The following is a 14861-nucleotide window of genomic DNA, read 5'->3' on the forward strand; positions in this document are numbered from 1 at the left end:
CCAGGATGACCAAGGCAATCCGCTTAATGTGGCCGAGATTCTCGCAGAATAAGATAGTTCCTACGATGGGGAGATTTATCTTTGTCTCAAATCGCAACTGGACCCGGCGACAAACAAGCTTGTGATCCGCGAGGGGCATGCCGCTGCGGAACTTGAGAACACCTTCGGCAGCACCTTGATGCGCTAGAACAGTCCAGACGGCCCTGGAAGCAAAGCGCCGGATTTTGTCTTCACCTCGGGTCCATACGAGGGTAAGGCCGTTGACTTCTTGTGGACTGATTCCAGTAAGGCATCACAAATCAATCGGTCCTTCTCAAACAATCTAGACCAAAATGAGAGTCAGCTGATCTCTCATCCCAACAAGGCGGATATTGTTCCACTGGACTATCGGAACCTCACGCCTGAGAATCGAGCGATCGTGAACGGTTGGATTTTGGGGTTACCTGCGGATAAGAAGAGAAAATTATCATTAGATGATACGAATATGAGCATCTTCATTTTTATAAAACCTGATAAATCGTGGCACAGTCCAACTGGTACCGTTGATTGCATTATTGAGGAAGCCAGACTTCGGCTACAGAGATACAAGGATTGTGTCAAGGACATATATCGTCCGCTGGACATTGAAGGTCAGGTTGATTTGAGCAGAGCCTGCTCCGATTGCTTTAACTATTTTACGAAATGTCTCGTCAGGCGATGCTGGAATTTCCGGGCTCGCCCAGAGGAAGGAGTATTGACCCCTCATACGTTGGGGTAGTCCTATCTAGGTGGAAAGAGTGTTTAGCTTTTTTGGCGGAGGACGAAAGGTTCAAAGATCACAACGCGACGTGAAACATGCTCTTGCGCGACTGGAGTAATAGAGCGAGTGTTATTGTCGACCCCGGTTAGTTAACGCCACTCATAACCCAAGGTCGCCGGGTCGTGTTGTTGTCTGAACTCGGCGGGTGTCAGTTCTCACAGGCTCTCATGAGGGGGGCGACACATTGCTCGATTGAGATCGCCAGTCGCCGAATCCTAATGATTCAAGAAATGAGACACGTTATGGTTTTTGAGTTCGAACAAGGACAGCTCCTCGGCTTTCACGCGGGCCAAACGCGCAGCGAAATCGAAGAACTATTCGGAGAGCGGCCAGTGCAGTTCATGAAGACACCTTTCAGCACTAGCCTCACCGACGCGTATTGCGATGAGTCTGTCCACGTCTACTTCAATGAAACCGATGTCATGAAGGGCGTCGAAGTCATGCGCCCTAACGTTTTCCTCTGTTTCGAAAGGAATGTGCTCGGTGAGAGAGCCAGAACTGTGACAGAATTTTTGTCATCAAACGACGCTTCATTCTCTGAGGACGACCTGGGGTACTGGCTCTACGATCGTCGATTGGCTCTCTACGTACCTGACAAGGGCGATCATCCTGACGTGTTGGTCAAAGCCGTTTATGTCAGTTATGAGGACGATCGAATACATGAGGCGGTGAGGTGACAATCCCGAGATGGACTACCTTTGCAAAGATCCTCTTGACGTCGCACGTTACGAGTAGGCCGTGAGTCAAGAGGCAGTTTAACCGGAGGGCGCATTATGGTTTTTGAGTTTTCGCAAGGACGCCTCGTCGGTTTTAACGCTGCCCAGACGCGCAGTGAGATCGAAAAGCTGTTTGGAGAAAGGCCAAAGCAATTTTTGAAGTCAGCCTTCTGTGATATCCCTACCGACGAGTACAGTGCTCGGTCGGTCCATGTTCACTTCAGCCGGGATGACGTCATCGAAAGCATTGAGATTATGCGGCCGAACGTGTTTCTTTGTTTCGAAAGGAATGTACTCGGCGAGAAAGCGAGGGAAGTCGTGGATTGGCTACAGTTGGAGAATCCCTCGTTCACTGAATTCGACCTAGGTTACCCGCTTAGTAACGGCCGTTTGAAGCTCTACGTGCCTGATAAGGGGGACCACCCTGACGTATTGATCAAGGCCGTATACGTTGGCTTTGGTGGTTGAGCGTCGCCGCGACGTCTAAGGCAGAAGGCCATGATTTTTGAGTTTGTGGATGGAGATATCTTCGGCGTGCGCGCAGGCCTGACACGAAGGGAGGTCGTGAGCCTGTTCGGGGAACATCCGGCTCAGTTCATGAAATCCCCCTTCAGTGCCAGTCCCACCGATGTGTACACCAATAGGTCGATCCACGTTCATTTCGACAAGAATGACGTCATTGAGGGCATCGAAATTTCGCGGCCTAACGTGTTTCTTTGTTTTGGCAGAAATGTGCTTGGCGAAATAGCGAGGGAGGTTGCGGAATGGATTCGGTTGGAGGACTCCTCCTTCGCCGAAGACGCTCTAGGCTACTCCATCGCTAATGGCCGGTTGGTCCTCTATGTACCTGAAAAAGGCGATCACCCCGACGCACTGATAAAGACCGTTTACATTAGTTATGAGGACGGTCGCGTGTAGGCGCGATAAGGCCTGATGACTCAGCTCAAGAGGTGATCGTATGACGGTGGGCTTCATTGGCGGCAGCTATATGTTTGACCTGGGAGATGCCGCGTCGATGGATCGGTTGTCAGTCGTGGTCAAAGGTATCGCGGCTGGAAACATGCGCGGATGACCAAATATTTCGTACCTACGTAAAATTGGATGATGTTGAAGACGCCGTATCACTGATGAGATACGTTCGCAACGAGTTGCGGCAGCGGACCGCCGGCGCGGCCGGTGCACACGCCGGGGGCGCAGGTGAAAAAGACGGATTTGAGGCGTACTTCAACGCATTCGAGGAATGTGCGACGTCATGCCGAGACTTCCATGGCAATTGGGGAATACTAAAGCCGGTGCGTGTCGCGCGGGTCGATATGCCTGCCTACCTCCAGGATACGGCCAGGTCGCTCGACCTCGTAGACTCGTTAGCTGCTGATGATGAACCATTCTGGAAGAGCTTTTCCGGCTAAGGCGATACTTCGACGGGTCTCGTTCGGCTGAGCCGAAGATCCAGATTGCCAAGATCAACAACGCGCAGCTTACCAGGCAGAGAGCACTATGGTTTTTGAGTTTGTGGAGGGAAATCTTGTTGGCTTTCGCTCAGGCCTGACGCGCGGAGAGGTCGCTCTCCGGTTCGGAGAGCGTCCAACTCAGTTCATGAAGTCGATCTTCAGTGTGAGCCCCACTGACGAGTACAACAATGGGGCTATACACGTTTATTTTGAGAAAGACGACGTCCTCCAGGGTATCGAAATATTCACGCCTAACGTGTTTCTTTGCTTCAATAGAAATGTGCTCGGGGAGAACGCGCGAGAGGTCGCGGATTGGCTGCGGTCGGAAGACGTGTCGTTTGCCGAAGACGTTCTAGGCTACTCCATCGCTAATGGTCGATTGACTCTCTATGTGCCTGAAAAAGGCGATCACCCTGACGCGGTGGTCAAAGCTGTTTACGCGAGTTTTAAAGACTGTCACGCGTAGAGCTCCGGAAAACGGCGGCGGTTAGGTTCTGCCGGATCACAAGGGGTCCGAGTCATATTTAATGACGGTAAGTGGCGAGATGATCCCGATATGGTGGATTGAAGACAAACTGCGTTCGGCGAAGTGTTGGGTACTCGAGTCAGCAACCGGTCGGGCGGCTTCTCAGCGACAAGCCCGTTAGGTTTGTTGTCGCGGCGGAAGATCATGGGGAGGCCAAAGTGGCCAATTTTTTTGTTTACGATAAGAACATACTTCCGGCTGGCTTCTCGCTTCCAGAAGACTATCTATGCTTCCTTCACGACGACAACCTAGCTGACGTCGATCCCTGGTGGTTCCTCGGCGTAAGGAAGGAAAGTGCGGAGTTCTGGATCCATGAGCTTGCTCGGCAATATCCGGGAAGATCGCTGGTTCCTTTTGCTAGATTAGCCGGATCGGATGACGTGGCATGTTTCGATGGGAGCGATCTCTCGGGAAACCCTCGGGTTCTGTACATCCACGCTTTTGCCTCACAAGGATGGGAGGATAGGGGTGTTGAGTGCGACTTCTCGAGTTGGTTGAGATCTGCCCTTTCCGATCATGAGCGGCATCACTCCGATAGCAAAAATTGAAAGGCTTGGACATAAGGCCAATCAGAACGGGGAAGATGAACTGTTGCCTCCCCGTAGCGTAGTCCGGACGTATCCAGAGGTGTTCTGGCAAACTAGGTCCCAACGAGATCGGCTATGCGCAAGAGAAATCGAGGTTCCAATGACCAGGCCGTCACTACAGGTGATCCAAAGGAAGTTGCATCTACTTTGCCTCTCCGATTATTCAGCAGAATCGTTTACGTCCGGACTTGTGGCGGTAACGGACACGCGCGGCAGATGGCAGGCCGCAGTAGATACCCTATATAGGTTGGCTGTCTGTCAACTGGTCTGGTCGCCCTCGTTGCCAGATGGGCAAGGCGAGGGTGAATACATCCTTTCTTACATCGAAGAACTTTCGAGGATCGATCCTTTTCCTTCTAACGACTTGTCAGACGCGTGGCTAGGCCTTGATGTCCTCGCCACGAAGGTAGCCAGAGACTGGATAGAAAAATTTGAAGTGATCGAGAATTTGGGTGCCTTTAGTCCAGGCCTTGATGAGGTCCTGCACGAACGGTTTTGTGAATTTGGGGTCCCGTTCGAGGTTTATCCCGTGAGTCGCGTGAAGTTGTTTGACTGACGAGAGAGAAAGCCTGATCACACCATGATTGACAATGTCTTCAATAGTTTGATGGAACGTCGACTGGTCAACTGGGAAGTCGTCCGTCGGGGATTGACGGATGTTCCAGGGCTGCCCGACATCCTCTCACCTGACCGCGTCGCAACTTTTTCGAGCGTTAGGTTAGAGGTTGTGAAGTCCGTCAGTCCATTTCTAACGCATATTGTCGCGATGGCTACTGAGCCTCGTCTATCGACGAATGAGCTGTTGGCGATGGTCGAGCAGATTTGTGAGCGGACGGGATCCGATCAGGTGCACGGACTTCGTTGCTGGAGATTTGGGGTTCTAACTGAATTGCTGAGAGATCCGGAAGAAGATCCAATGTATGGCTTAATTCGGCTAGATGAGTTCGTTCTGACCTGGAGTGCAGTGGATATTGATTCCTCACTTCCAGGATTTTCGACCACGGCGACATCGGAGTACATGAACCACGATGGTTACCTGCGGCGGATGGAGCAGCTCCGTGATTGGTTGCAAATCGAGGGGGCGGCACTCCAGGCGATTCAGGAATCTTCTCGGTCGTGAGAACTGACGCCTTTTGCTCGAGGATCTCGAGAGGTTCACGTAAAGTTGGAGGCCTGAAGCGGGGAAGAGATCGATCCGTCGCAGCGCGTCGAGCTAGCGATATCGCTTGCCTATTTGGGTCGAATCCAGCGCAATTCATGAAATCGATCTTCAGTACTAGTATCTCGCATCAGCGTGTGGAAGAAGCTCGGTGGCGGATACCGCGCGGGTAAACATGGTTTCTCTATCGTGGGAAAGGTACATATGATTACACCCGAGTATGTCCGGGACGGGCATGGAGAATTCATCTTCGTTGCGAATCACAGCCTGGAAACAGAGGAGCGCCTGAGTCGCAGCATCGAATATAACCGGGCTCGTATTCTCCACGCACGAATGCATCTCCCCTTGCATCTTTCTCGATGCCGGCTCATCTACGATGTACGCGGGCAGGAACCGGGGCGAGATGCGCTCAATCGTATTGCGCTTTCTCTTGCAGATGTATGCACAGTGGAGTTCAAGCGCTGATGGGTATGCAAATCGTCATCGCTACTGTCGATGCGGAGCGCGTCGCCGAGGTATTCGCCTCCCATGGCGTCACGTATGAGATGTTTCCGATGCACGGTCGCGAGACCTGTATATCGATTCCCGCTGATGTGATCGACGAGCTTGGCGAATCCACGATCGACAAAGTCCTTGGTTCGTTCACGTACATCGATCTTTGGTCTGGACGGGTGCGCGGGGAACAGAAGGCGTGATGAAGCGAGTCTGCCGGGTGGGCCTCCCTTCTGCTTCAATTGCTGATGGTGGCTTCGCATGACACCGCGGGTTTGCGATGGGGAAGTCTTCACTGTTGGGTATCGATGCTCTCCTAAAGCTCGCCCGAAGGAAGCCGATAGACATGTGGAAGGGTTCATCGGTGACGGGTCCTTCGAGGCCAGAGATGATGGCTTCGAGTCATATGTAATGATGGTGGACGGCGAGATGATTCACGGAGCGGTCGTCCCTCAGTCGTACGTGGACGTAATTGTCGCGACTTGGCGAGGGCTCCTTCGCTTTCTAGAGGAGGATATGCGATTCGACCGAGCGCAAGCTGCGGAGCCAGGCGCACTCGAGAGGCGTCGCGGGAGCAAGGCCTGGTAATGAGCGGCGGCCGTTGGTCCCTGGTTCGAAATCCGGGTGGCCTATATGAGAGGATGGAGGTGTCTTTGCTATGGCGAACACGGTAGACGTTCAGACCGCTGACGATTTATCCGCTCTAGTCGCCATGCTAGCGGAAGACCTTGTGATCAATCCGGATGGTTGGGAGAACGACACGCTGGAGAGGTTCCTGTCCGCTATGGCGGCGTGGATACAATCCATGGACAGCTACGCTCGAAATACGGGCGACGTTGACGTAATGGCTCCAAGCTGGAATACCTTCGCGAAGATCCTTCTGGCATCTCGCGTTTACGAATAGAAAGTTCGAGTATGGCTAAGCGCTAATATGCGGACGTGGTCGCCAGGACGAGCCTTGGGATCAGCGATGGATTAGACGCCTGAAGGTGCCTCAAGATGAAAGTGGAACTCAACCGGGAGCAGTTGGACAAGCTTCACGAGATCTGTCGTAAGTTCGATGCGGACGAAGGGCTCATAGATAAGGTGCGCGAGGGGGTTGCGGCGTCGCATGAGGTGGGGATAGTTCGGCGGGACATCATGATTGATTGCGGTGACGTCAAGGGTTTCGAAGATCGTTTTCTCGATGGCGTGCTCGTTGGGGTGGGGTCGCTCGGTCTTTGGTTCTCGGACGGTGCGCAAGTAGTGGTTTCATGTCCTCTACTCCTGAAAGAAGGTGAGGGCGTGAAGATTGGGCATGGTGAAGACCCATATTCGAGCTCGATTTTATTTAGATGCCTGAATGAAAGAGTTGTTCGCGCATCTATTTGCGACCATGGGATTCTTCGGCTTGAGTTTGAGGGGGCACTTCAATCGAGATTATCCCTGAACATAGCGGGCTGGAGTCATACGTTGTGATCATTGGGGGAGAGGTCATCCCGGTACTGCTGAACTGAGAGCGATGGAATCGGATTTCTGGATGGCTACACTCCGAGAGCAGTATCCGGAGCGGGAGCTCATGCCGTTTGCAAGAAATAGAGAAGGGAATCCCACTTCCGTCACTATTTGCACTAGGTGAGGCCGTGGGCGATACGATGTACGGAGGATACGTGTGGTTCGAGGATCGGCTCTGAACTTGTTCATCGGTGATGACCGTGGAAATTCTGCTGTTGGTGCCGAAGATCCAACGCTCACATGGCAGGTTGGCGCACGGTGTTCGGCAGTCATGAGTCCGAGGACTTATGACGCATGTTGGAATGACCTTGAGCGCTTCATGAGATCGCTGGCGGCGTGGCTCAGCGAACGGTTTGTTCTGTCGTTCGGATATTCGATGATCTACGCCGTGAGAGGTAAGAATGGCTTTCGCTTGCTAAGACCTGGGGTCGAGCTCGAGGGGCCGGTTAACATACAGGGAGGCGATAGATGTTTGACGGATTTTTGGCCGGCATGTTAGGCGCCTTGACGTCGATGATCAGACTCAAGAATCCGGCTCCGGTCATGTACATTGCGAGCTTTCTTATCGGTGCTGTCGCTGCCCAGCTGATCATGTTTTTCATGGTCGGATCATCAGTTGGCTACGCCCACGCATTGTCCCTCATGCGGGATAAAGTGGTCTCCCCTGAAGGCATTGGGCCACCGCTCTTGGGCGGAATCATGGCAACGTCCGTGTTTTGGTTCACCCCGCCGGACCGATAATCGTCGCTTCCGCCACCTCAAGGCAGTGGAGCAGGCTCCGACCAGGTTAGTGAAGAAGAGGGTTTCTGGGGTGGCCAAGCGGGTTAAGTTGGGCGACATCGTCCAGATATTGACGTCAGAGGGGGTTTCTTATGCCCAGCTGACGCATGTACATCCAGAGTATGGGCATTTGATTCGAATTTTCGAGGGCCGGCATACTAAGGTTCCCAAAGACTGGGCAGGCGTAGTACGCCGGGCTGTTCAGTTCTCCACTTTCTTTCCGTTGCAGAGCGCAGTCAACCAGGCGCTGGTCGCCGTGGTCGGGAATCATCCTGTTTCGGATGAGCTTGCTAGCTTTCCCACATTCCGATCCCGGAACGGAACTCGTGGCGGTTCGATCTGGCTCTGGGATGGCACTACATCGACGATGCTGGATCGACCTCTGCGGGAAGACGAGTATTGCTTGCCGGTGCGAGGGATTGTAAGCGCACCGTTACTTGTGGAGCGTATAGAAATCGGATATCGCCCACAGGCAAATGATCGGTGGCTTTGATCAAGCCCTTAGCGTTCCCCGCACCTGCAACGCATGCCGGGGCGGAATCTCGACATGATGTTCTGAGCGATGGGCCCGGATTGAATGATTGATAAGCAGACATTGGATTCCATACAACAAAAAGTTTGGACTCTAGGTAGGGCGATCGGCGCACCAATAAATCTCCTTATCGTGCGCTGGCAGGCGTCAGGATATGGAGAGCCATATATCGATTTGGATAGTGACGGTTTTCACTACATCATTTCGGAGAGAGGCATGGAGATGTCCAGGAGAACCGTCGTTTCCCTGGATGAACTTCTCTACTTGCTTCTTGAAGACGCGGTATCAGCAATGGCCTGGGATTATGAGCGCGAGCATCGCGTTAAAGGCCGAGATCCAAGGCGGATCGCCTTTCCCGAGAGAATTAGACTGATGAGCCAGTTAGATCCAAGGTGGGCCGCTAGGGCGAGGGAAGATATTGATGAGACGCTGAAGTCCTCTCCTTATTTTGATGATCCATAGGCTCCTCATGTGGATTCGACTAAAGCCATGAGACTTTCAATAGGATTGTTCGTATGTCCGCACTGCGGATCCCGGACCGAGCGACCGGTACTTCATCCGGGTGTCTATGGGGAGTTCTTGCTGTGGAGTGAAGATGGACAATGCCGATACATGAATGCCTTTGGTGATCGAGTTTACTCGGAAGTTGGAAATATCGTCGATCACGTTATAGGAGGTGCGGCGGCTACGTGGCAAGGCGCCGATAAGCTCCAGCGAATTTTTGGTTCAATTGCATGTGATCAATCGTCGGAGGGTTATACATTCGAAATGCATCGACTATCTCGCTGCCAAAGATGTCACGAACATTTCCTCCGGTTCGGTGGATATACCGATCCGATTGCGGTTGTCGACTTGTCCATTCCACTTGTTTCGCACGTCGAATGGGAAAGCCTCATGCCGGCGGAAAAGCAGGTAAGGGTCATCGGTGCCTTGCGGGAAATCGAATCCGCATAATGATGTAGTCGTTTCCCGTAGAAGGATTGAATCGGTGTGAAGGCCGGGCATGGAAAGATACAGATTGCGGTCCTATTCTACTTCGACATCTGAACGTGCAAGCTTTTCGTGTTGTCGCCAGCGGTGTTGTAGCGGAGCCGCATAGTAAACGAGTCCATCCGCCATGAAAATCAGTGAGCCAACTACAATTTTCGACCCCTATGAATGGTTGCCGGGATACGGTGAATCCAGTGTGGCTATTGTTTCCAAAGGCTTGGAGCTCGCAATAACAGTCAAGTACGACTACGAAGATCCTTCGTCCAGGGAGATGTGCATCGCCGAACGAACATTTCTGTTCAATTACGCGACGGCGTTTCTAAGGCAGCCATTTCCTGGGGCTTCGCGTTCGAAGTCGTAGGTGAGGCTTCAGGATTGAAGCTTGGCAGACTCACGGAGTTTCGATCTTCGGAATACGTAGACCACTATTTAAGGGCTAGAGCAACCGTCACGGCACACCCGCCGCCGCCGGTGAGGCACTTCTCTATCCAGTTTCTCTCTGAAAACCTGGACGTGCATGTTCTCGCATCGGACGTGCGCTTGAGTGACGAGATTATCGTCACCCGAGGTATTCAGCCGGCACTCGCGATGTCAGCCAAACCCCATTCTCCGCCTGAAAGAACGTGAACCCGGCCCGGTACATTGAGCCGGTATGAACGGTAAGAACGATGGGCTTTCCGTGTCGGGCCCCAACTCTCGATGCTGTAGCCTCGTCGCTCGACAGATGCACGTAATGCCTTGCGCCAGATACGAGGCCATGTATCCGGATCGATTCGATATGGCGGGTTGCGGTACCGTGATAAAGCACGTCCGGGGGTACCGCTTCGGCATATCTGATGTTCACGCTTGCCGCAGAATGCCCCTGAGCAGCACGGATTCGCAGGCCATCGTGTGACAGCGTGAAGCGTTTCTTATCGCTTGTGCGGACGACTTCCCCGATGATTCCTGCATCCAGTCTCATGCCGGCTTCGGCGGCGCACTGGATGAGTTCCTCGACCTCTGCCCATCCATCATTGTCCAATTTCAGTCCAATGGTTTCCGGTGCATGCCGAAGGATGAAGCTCAGATATTTACTTGTACGAACTAGCTTCGGGTCTTCCATGTTTTCGTCCGATGTGGGGTTGCCTGATAGAAGCGTAGCTCACCTTCCTAAAGGTTTCTCAAGGGGCGCCGATAGAGCTGTCGGACGATCTCTGGCTCGAGGTGTCATGGGTTGGCTTGGAAGAGACCGTGCAACTCGTGTATCTGATTGGCGACCACTCGAGTGGGTATCCTGCGGGCGATACCGTCCGGTCGAGTGCGGCGTGTGCAGGAACGTCATTGTAGATGTCGATGCCGGTCGATTGGAAAGGTGGAATACTAAAGGCCTATACCGAGTGAATGCGGAAGATCCATTTGATATTTTCTCAGATGTGTCCGAGACATCTCTTGGAAGAGTTGTCTCGGCACGTGCTGTGCTCGTCATACGCGATGCACGAGCAATTCTTGTTCCCACTCTCGAATCCTTCGGCGTAGGCGACACAGCTCACGCCGTGGAAGTTTACTGCCCAGGACTTGAAAAGCTCCTCGACTCGAAGCTCGGTGGCTGGGTGGGTGGCCCGGCGCGATACTCCGACGTGGTTGAGGTCACGGGTGTTTTGGCCAAAGCGACTACCCGTGCGAGTGCGCTATCGCTATCCGGCCTGAGCCGGATGGTGCTGGAGCGGGACGGCGAGGCGTACGCGATCATTTGAGATGGCATGGGAAGGTCTCGCGCTTATGCGATGGGCGCTTCTGGTGTTGCGCCTAAACTTAAGCATTCCCAATGCGTGCTTGCGAGGTGGGCCAGGTCTACGGAGATAAAATTCATCGATCGCGAAGAAATGTACCCGGTAGAGGCGAATGATGGAGGGCTTTTCTTGTGCGTACTCATTGGTGGCGTGGGTATGTGGGAGAAGAAGATCCTGATGGATGACACGATGAAGCGACAGTTTGACGAGGATTCCCTCGGACCTGCGTACATGGGTAGACAGGATGCGTTGCGGCTCGGGTCACCTCTAAGAGGGCCCAGGTACAAATGACTAAAAACTGTTACTTCTTTTCGGATGGCGACCTTCCTTCCGGCTTCGCCATTCCCGCGGAATTCCGTGACTTTGTTTTGGCGGATGAGAGGCCCGATGTCGGATCCTGGTGGTTCCTTTGCGACTACCCGCTACACGCGGATTTCTGGATAGCTACACTCCGGGAGCAGTATCCGGAGCGACAGCTTGTGCCGTTTGCAAAGATGGAGGACACGGATGACGTCGCTTGCTTTGATGGCACCGACCTTTCTGAGTCCCCAAAGGTCGTTTATGTCCACGCGTTCGCCTCGCCAGGTTGGGAAGTGAGGGGCTACGCTCCGGACTTTTCTGCCTGGTTGGCGGAGTCTATGGTTCAGTGAAAGCAGGGGCGCCGCGCAGATCCCCTAAAGCTTTCCCCCACCCAGCCGATAAGCCCATCGAACGACCCCTCGGGCGCTGCCCACCAAGGGTCCCAACGGTACGGACGATGGCGAAGAAATCCTCCAAAGACACGCCCCGCGCCCCGCTCACGCTGGACGCGGACCTGCGCATCGGCAGCGCCCCGACCCTGCGCGAGACGCTGTTGGCCGCCCTGTCGGCGGGGCAGGCGGTCGAGATCGACGCGGCCGGCGTGGCCCAGACAGACACCGCCGCCCTGCAGGTGCTCGCGGCCTTCTCGCGCGATGCGCGTGCCGCGGGCGTTCCCGTGGCCTGGACCGGGGTCAGCGACACCCTCCGCCGTGGCGTGTCCACGCTCGGCCTCGATGCTTTGATTGAACTGCCGGCCCAAGCCGGCGTGAACTGAAGGTGCTCCCATGGCAAAGATTCTTGCGGTAGACGATTCGGCTTCCATGCGCAGCATGGTCGCCTTCACCCTGCGTGGCGCCGGTCACGATGTCGAAGAGGCCGACAATGGCCAGGCGGCCCTGGATTCGGCGGGTAACCACAAGTTCGACCTGATCCTCGCCGACGTGAACATGCCGGTGATGGATGGCATCACGATGGTCCGCGAGATCCGCACGCGTCCGGGTTACAGCGGAGTGCCGATCCTCATGCTGACCACCGAGTCCAACCCCGAAAAGAAGATGGAAGGCAAGGCCGCCGGCGCTACTGGCTGGCTGGTGAAGCCGTTCGATCCCGACCAGCTGTTGGCCACCGTGGCCCGCGTGCTCGGTTAATCCGTTCCAAGACGTTCCGGCAATCCAGGGTCCACCCATGTCCAAAGTCGATCTGGCGCAATTCCACAAGGCGTTCCACGAAGAGAGCCTCGACGGTCTCGACGCCATGGAGCAGGCCCTCCTCGCGCTGGACGAGGGCGCCGACGATCCGGAACTGATCAACGTCGTGTTCCGCGCCGCCCATTCCATCAAGGGCGGTGCGGCGACGTTCGGCTTCACCGACGTGGCCGCCTTCACGCACGTGGCGGAAAACCTGATGGACGAGGTCCGCAGTGGCCGCCGTCCGATGGAAAAGGCCGTGGTCGAGCTGCTGCTCCGTTCGGGCGACACTGTGCGCGACATGCTGGCGTTGTCGATGGCGGGCCAGCCGGCGGCCACCGCCGAGAGCCAGGCCTTGCTGGCCGAGTTGTCGGCCATGGTGTCCGGTGGCTCCGCCGCGCCGGTGGCCGCCAAGGCCGCCGCACCCGCCGAAGTGATCGAAGGCTGGGACATCGCCTTCCGTCCGTTCGACTACCTGCTGAAGACCGGCAACGATCCGGCCCGGATGTTCCGCGAACTCGGCGCCCTCGGGCCGCTGAGCGTCGAATGCGATGCCAGCAAGCTTCCCTCGTTGGCCGATATGGACGCGTCGTCGTCCTACCTCGGCTGGGCGCTCCGCCTCGATGCCGGCGCCAAGCGCACGGCCGTCGAGGGCGTGTTCGACTGGGTGGACGGTGACTGCGACCTCACGCTGACGCCGCGTGTCGCCGCGCCGGCACCGGCCGCCGCCGCCGCGCCGCGTGCCGTGCGCGAGCCGGCCGCCAACAGCGAATCCAGCTCGGTCCGCGTCGGTATCGAGAAGATCGACACCCTGATCAACCTCGTCGGCGAACTGGTCATCACGCAGTCGATGCTGAGCCAGTTCCATGACGGCGTGGACGCGTCGCAACTGGAAATGCTCCGCCATGGCCTCGCCCAACTCGGGCGCCATACGCGCGAGTTGCAGGAAAGCGTCATGAGCATCCGCATGCTGCCGATCAGCACGGTGTTCAACCGTTTCCCGCGCCTGGTTCGCGACCTGGCGCAGAAGCTCGACAAGAAGGTCGTGCTCGACCTCCGTGGCGAGACGACCGAACTGGACAAGACCGTGCTGGAGAAGATCGGCGATCCGCTGGTCCATCTGGTGCGAAACGCCATCGATCACGGCCTGGAAGTGCCCTCGAAGCGCCTCGCCTCTGGCAAGGGCGACACCGGCACGCTGCGCATGGAGGCCTTCCATCGTGGCGGCTCCATCGTGGTGGAAGTGGCCGACGACGGCGCCGGTCTGAACCGCGACGCCATCGTGGCCAAGGCCATCCAGCGCGGCATCATCGCCTCGGGCGACGGCATGTCCGACGACGCCGTGGCCGACCTGATCTTCGAGGCGGGTTTCTCCACCGCCGCCGCCACCACCGACCTTTCCGGCCGTGGCGTGGGCATGGATGTGGTCCGCCGCAACGTCATGGATCTCGGCGGCACCGTCGGCATCCGCAGCGTGCAGGGCAGTGGCACCACGTTCACGATCACCTTGCCGCTCACCCTCGCGATCATCGACGGCCTCACCGCCGCGGTAGGCGAGGAGACCTATATCGTGCCCTTGGTCTCGATCGTGGAATCCGTGCAGGTGAAGCCGGACGCCGTCCGCAGCGTGGCGGGTGGTGGCGAACTGTTCCGTTTCCGCGAGCATTGGTTGCCGATCGTCCGCCTGTTCGACGTCTTCGGTTGCGCGGGACGCCGGCGTGCGCTGGACGAGGGCATCGTCATCGTGGTGGAAGGCGAGGGGACACGTATCGGCCTGTTCGTCGACGAATTGATCGGGCAGCAGCAGGCAGTGGTGAAGTCGTTGGAGGCTAACTACCGTCGGGTGGCCGGGATTTCCGGTGCGACGATTCTGGCCGATGGCTCGGTCGCGTTGATCGCGGATGTGACGGGGCTGGTTCGCATGCAGGGGCGGCGCAAGGCTGCCTGAGTCGCTGTGCTAGCTGCTTGAGGTGGGAGCCATTTAAGGGGACAGCCCGATTTTGTGGGAGCAACTGTCTTTTTCCTTTGGCTCCTCAAGGCGCAGTGGATCGCCAGCCGACCTGATCACGGACCATGGCG

At 55.8% G+C, this 14861-nt stretch carries 16 protein-coding genes and 1 pseudogene; 16 read left to right on the top strand and 1 reads right to left on the bottom strand.

Annotation, left to right across the window (positions count from 1 at the left end; translation table 11 throughout):
* Window positions 1-214: 214 nt before the first annotated feature.
* The 11 genes and pseudogenes from AB6730_RS12860 to AB6730_RS12910 form a co-directional block, all read left to right on the top strand.
* Window positions 215-757: pseudogene (locus AB6730_RS12860) on the top strand (hypothetical protein); the annotation flags it as partial.
* A gap of 284 nt (window positions 758-1041) precedes the next feature.
* Complete coding sequence (locus AB6730_RS12865; protein ID WP_371023991.1) at window positions 1042-1476, top strand: hypothetical protein; 435 nt, start codon at window positions 1042-1044, stop codon at window positions 1474-1476.
* 96 nt (window positions 1477-1572) lie between these two features.
* Entirely contained in the window at window positions 1573-1983 is a 411-nt protein-coding gene (locus tag AB6730_RS12870; RefSeq protein ID WP_371023992.1) for a hypothetical protein, read from the top strand.
* A 30-nt stretch (window positions 1984-2013) separates the two neighbouring features.
* Window positions 2014-2433, top strand: coding sequence for a hypothetical protein (locus AB6730_RS12875; RefSeq protein WP_371023993.1), 420 nt, complete (start codon window positions 2014-2016; stop codon window positions 2431-2433).
* 579 nt (window positions 2434-3012) lie between these two features.
* Window positions 3013-3432, top strand: a complete 420-nt coding sequence (locus AB6730_RS12880) for a hypothetical protein (RefSeq protein WP_371023994.1) — start codon at window positions 3013-3015, stop codon at window positions 3430-3432.
* A gap of 218 nt (window positions 3433-3650) precedes the next feature.
* A complete protein-coding gene (locus AB6730_RS12885; RefSeq protein ID WP_371023995.1) occupies window positions 3651-4040 on the top strand; it encodes an SMI1/KNR4 family protein in 390 nt (129 codons plus the stop codon).
* A 619-nt stretch (window positions 4041-4659) separates the two neighbouring features.
* A complete protein-coding gene (locus AB6730_RS12890) occupies window positions 4660-5199 on the top strand; it encodes a DUF2247 family protein (protein WP_371023996.1) in 540 nt (179 codons plus the stop codon).
* A 503-nt stretch (window positions 5200-5702) separates the two neighbouring features.
* A complete protein-coding gene (locus AB6730_RS12895) occupies window positions 5703-5933 on the top strand; it encodes a hypothetical protein (RefSeq protein WP_371023997.1) in 231 nt (76 codons plus the stop codon).
* Window positions 5934-6729: 796 nt separating this feature from the next.
* Entirely contained in the window at window positions 6730-7188 is a 459-nt protein-coding gene (locus AB6730_RS12900; protein ID WP_371023998.1) for a hypothetical protein, read from the top strand.
* A gap of 504 nt (window positions 7189-7692) precedes the next feature.
* Window positions 7693-7965: a hypothetical protein gene (locus AB6730_RS12905; protein ID WP_371023999.1), complete on the top strand. Its 273-nt coding sequence runs from the start codon at window positions 7693-7695 to the stop codon at window positions 7963-7965.
* A gap of 616 nt (window positions 7966-8581) precedes the next feature.
* Window positions 8582-8998, top strand: coding sequence for an Imm63 family immunity protein (locus AB6730_RS12910; protein ID WP_371024000.1), 417 nt, complete (start codon window positions 8582-8584; stop codon window positions 8996-8998).
* 1087 nt (window positions 8999-10085) lie between these two features.
* Here the strand turns inward: AB6730_RS12910 and AB6730_RS12915 are convergent.
* Complete coding sequence (locus AB6730_RS12915) at window positions 10086-10628, bottom strand: RNA 2'-phosphotransferase (protein WP_371024001.1); 543 nt, start codon at window positions 10626-10628, stop codon at window positions 10086-10088.
* Between the two features lie 274 nt (window positions 10629-10902).
* Here AB6730_RS12915 and AB6730_RS12920 point away from each other — a divergent pair, with 274 nt between their 5' ends.
* The 5 genes from AB6730_RS12920 to AB6730_RS12940 all read left to right on the top strand — a co-directional run bounded on the left by AB6730_RS12920 (window position 10903) and on the right by AB6730_RS12940 (window position 14730).
* Window positions 10903-11259, top strand: a complete 357-nt coding sequence (locus AB6730_RS12920; protein ID WP_371024002.1) for a hypothetical protein — start codon at window positions 10903-10905, stop codon at window positions 11257-11259.
* 323 nt (window positions 11260-11582) lie between these two features.
* Window positions 11583-11945: an SMI1/KNR4 family protein gene (locus AB6730_RS12925; RefSeq protein WP_371024003.1), complete on the top strand. Its 363-nt coding sequence runs from the start codon at window positions 11583-11585 to the stop codon at window positions 11943-11945.
* A gap of 107 nt (window positions 11946-12052) precedes the next feature.
* The gene (locus tag AB6730_RS12930) at window positions 12053-12370 is read left to right on the top strand and encodes a lipid asymmetry maintenance protein MlaB (protein WP_371024004.1); all 318 of its coding nucleotides are present in this window, start codon (window positions 12053-12055) and stop codon (window positions 12368-12370) included.
* 10 nt (window positions 12371-12380) lie between these two features.
* Complete coding sequence (locus tag AB6730_RS12935) at window positions 12381-12743, top strand: response regulator (protein WP_306850379.1); 363 nt, start codon at window positions 12381-12383, stop codon at window positions 12741-12743.
* Between the two features lie 37 nt (window positions 12744-12780).
* Window positions 12781-14730, top strand: a complete 1950-nt coding sequence (locus AB6730_RS12940) for a chemotaxis protein CheA (RefSeq protein WP_371024005.1) — start codon at window positions 12781-12783, stop codon at window positions 14728-14730.
* The last annotated feature ends 131 nt before the right edge of the window (window positions 14731-14861 follow it).

It is taken from the genome of Luteibacter sp. RCC_6_2 (assembly GCF_041360655.1).
Lineage (GTDB): Bacteria > Pseudomonadota > Gammaproteobacteria > Xanthomonadales > Rhodanobacteraceae > Luteibacter.

Excerpts from the sequence above, each read along its gene's own strand:
- AB6730_RS12865 (WP_371023991.1), top strand. The coding sequence starts at position 1,042 with ATGGTTTTTGAGTTCGAACAAGGACAGCTCCTCGGCTTTCACGCGGGC.
- AB6730_RS12870 (WP_371023992.1), top strand. The coding sequence starts at position 1,573 with ATGGTTTTTGAGTTTTCGCAAGGACGCCTCGTCGGTTTTAACGCTGCC.
- AB6730_RS12875 (WP_371023993.1), top strand. The coding sequence starts at position 2,014 with ATGATTTTTGAGTTTGTGGATGGAGATATCTTCGGCGTGCGCGCAGGC.
- AB6730_RS12880 (WP_371023994.1), top strand. The coding sequence starts at position 3,013 with ATGGTTTTTGAGTTTGTGGAGGGAAATCTTGTTGGCTTTCGCTCAGGC.
- AB6730_RS12890 (WP_371023996.1), top strand. The coding sequence starts at position 4,660 with ATGATTGACAATGTCTTCAATAGTTTGATGGAACGTCGACTGGTCAAC.
- AB6730_RS12895 (WP_371023997.1), top strand. The coding sequence starts at position 5,703 with ATGGGTATGCAAATCGTCATCGCTACTGTCGATGCGGAGCGCGTCGCC.
- AB6730_RS12900 (WP_371023998.1), top strand. The coding sequence starts at position 6,730 with ATGAAAGTGGAACTCAACCGGGAGCAGTTGGACAAGCTTCACGAGATC.
- AB6730_RS12905 (WP_371023999.1), top strand. The coding sequence starts at position 7,693 with ATGTTTGACGGATTTTTGGCCGGCATGTTAGGCGCCTTGACGTCGATG.
- AB6730_RS12910 (WP_371024000.1), top strand. The coding sequence starts at position 8,582 with ATGATTGATAAGCAGACATTGGATTCCATACAACAAAAAGTTTGGACT.
- AB6730_RS12915 (WP_371024001.1), bottom strand. The coding sequence starts at position 10,628 with ATGGAAGACCCGAAGCTAGTTCGTACAAGTAAATATCTGAGCTTCATC.
- AB6730_RS12925 (WP_371024003.1), top strand. The coding sequence starts at position 11,583 with ATGACTAAAAACTGTTACTTCTTTTCGGATGGCGACCTTCCTTCCGGC.
- AB6730_RS12930 (WP_371024004.1), top strand. The coding sequence starts at position 12,053 with ATGGCGAAGAAATCCTCCAAAGACACGCCCCGCGCCCCGCTCACGCTG.
- AB6730_RS12935 (WP_306850379.1), top strand. The coding sequence starts at position 12,381 with ATGGCAAAGATTCTTGCGGTAGACGATTCGGCTTCCATGCGCAGCATG.
- AB6730_RS12940 (WP_371024005.1), top strand. The coding sequence starts at position 12,781 with ATGTCCAAAGTCGATCTGGCGCAATTCCACAAGGCGTTCCACGAAGAG.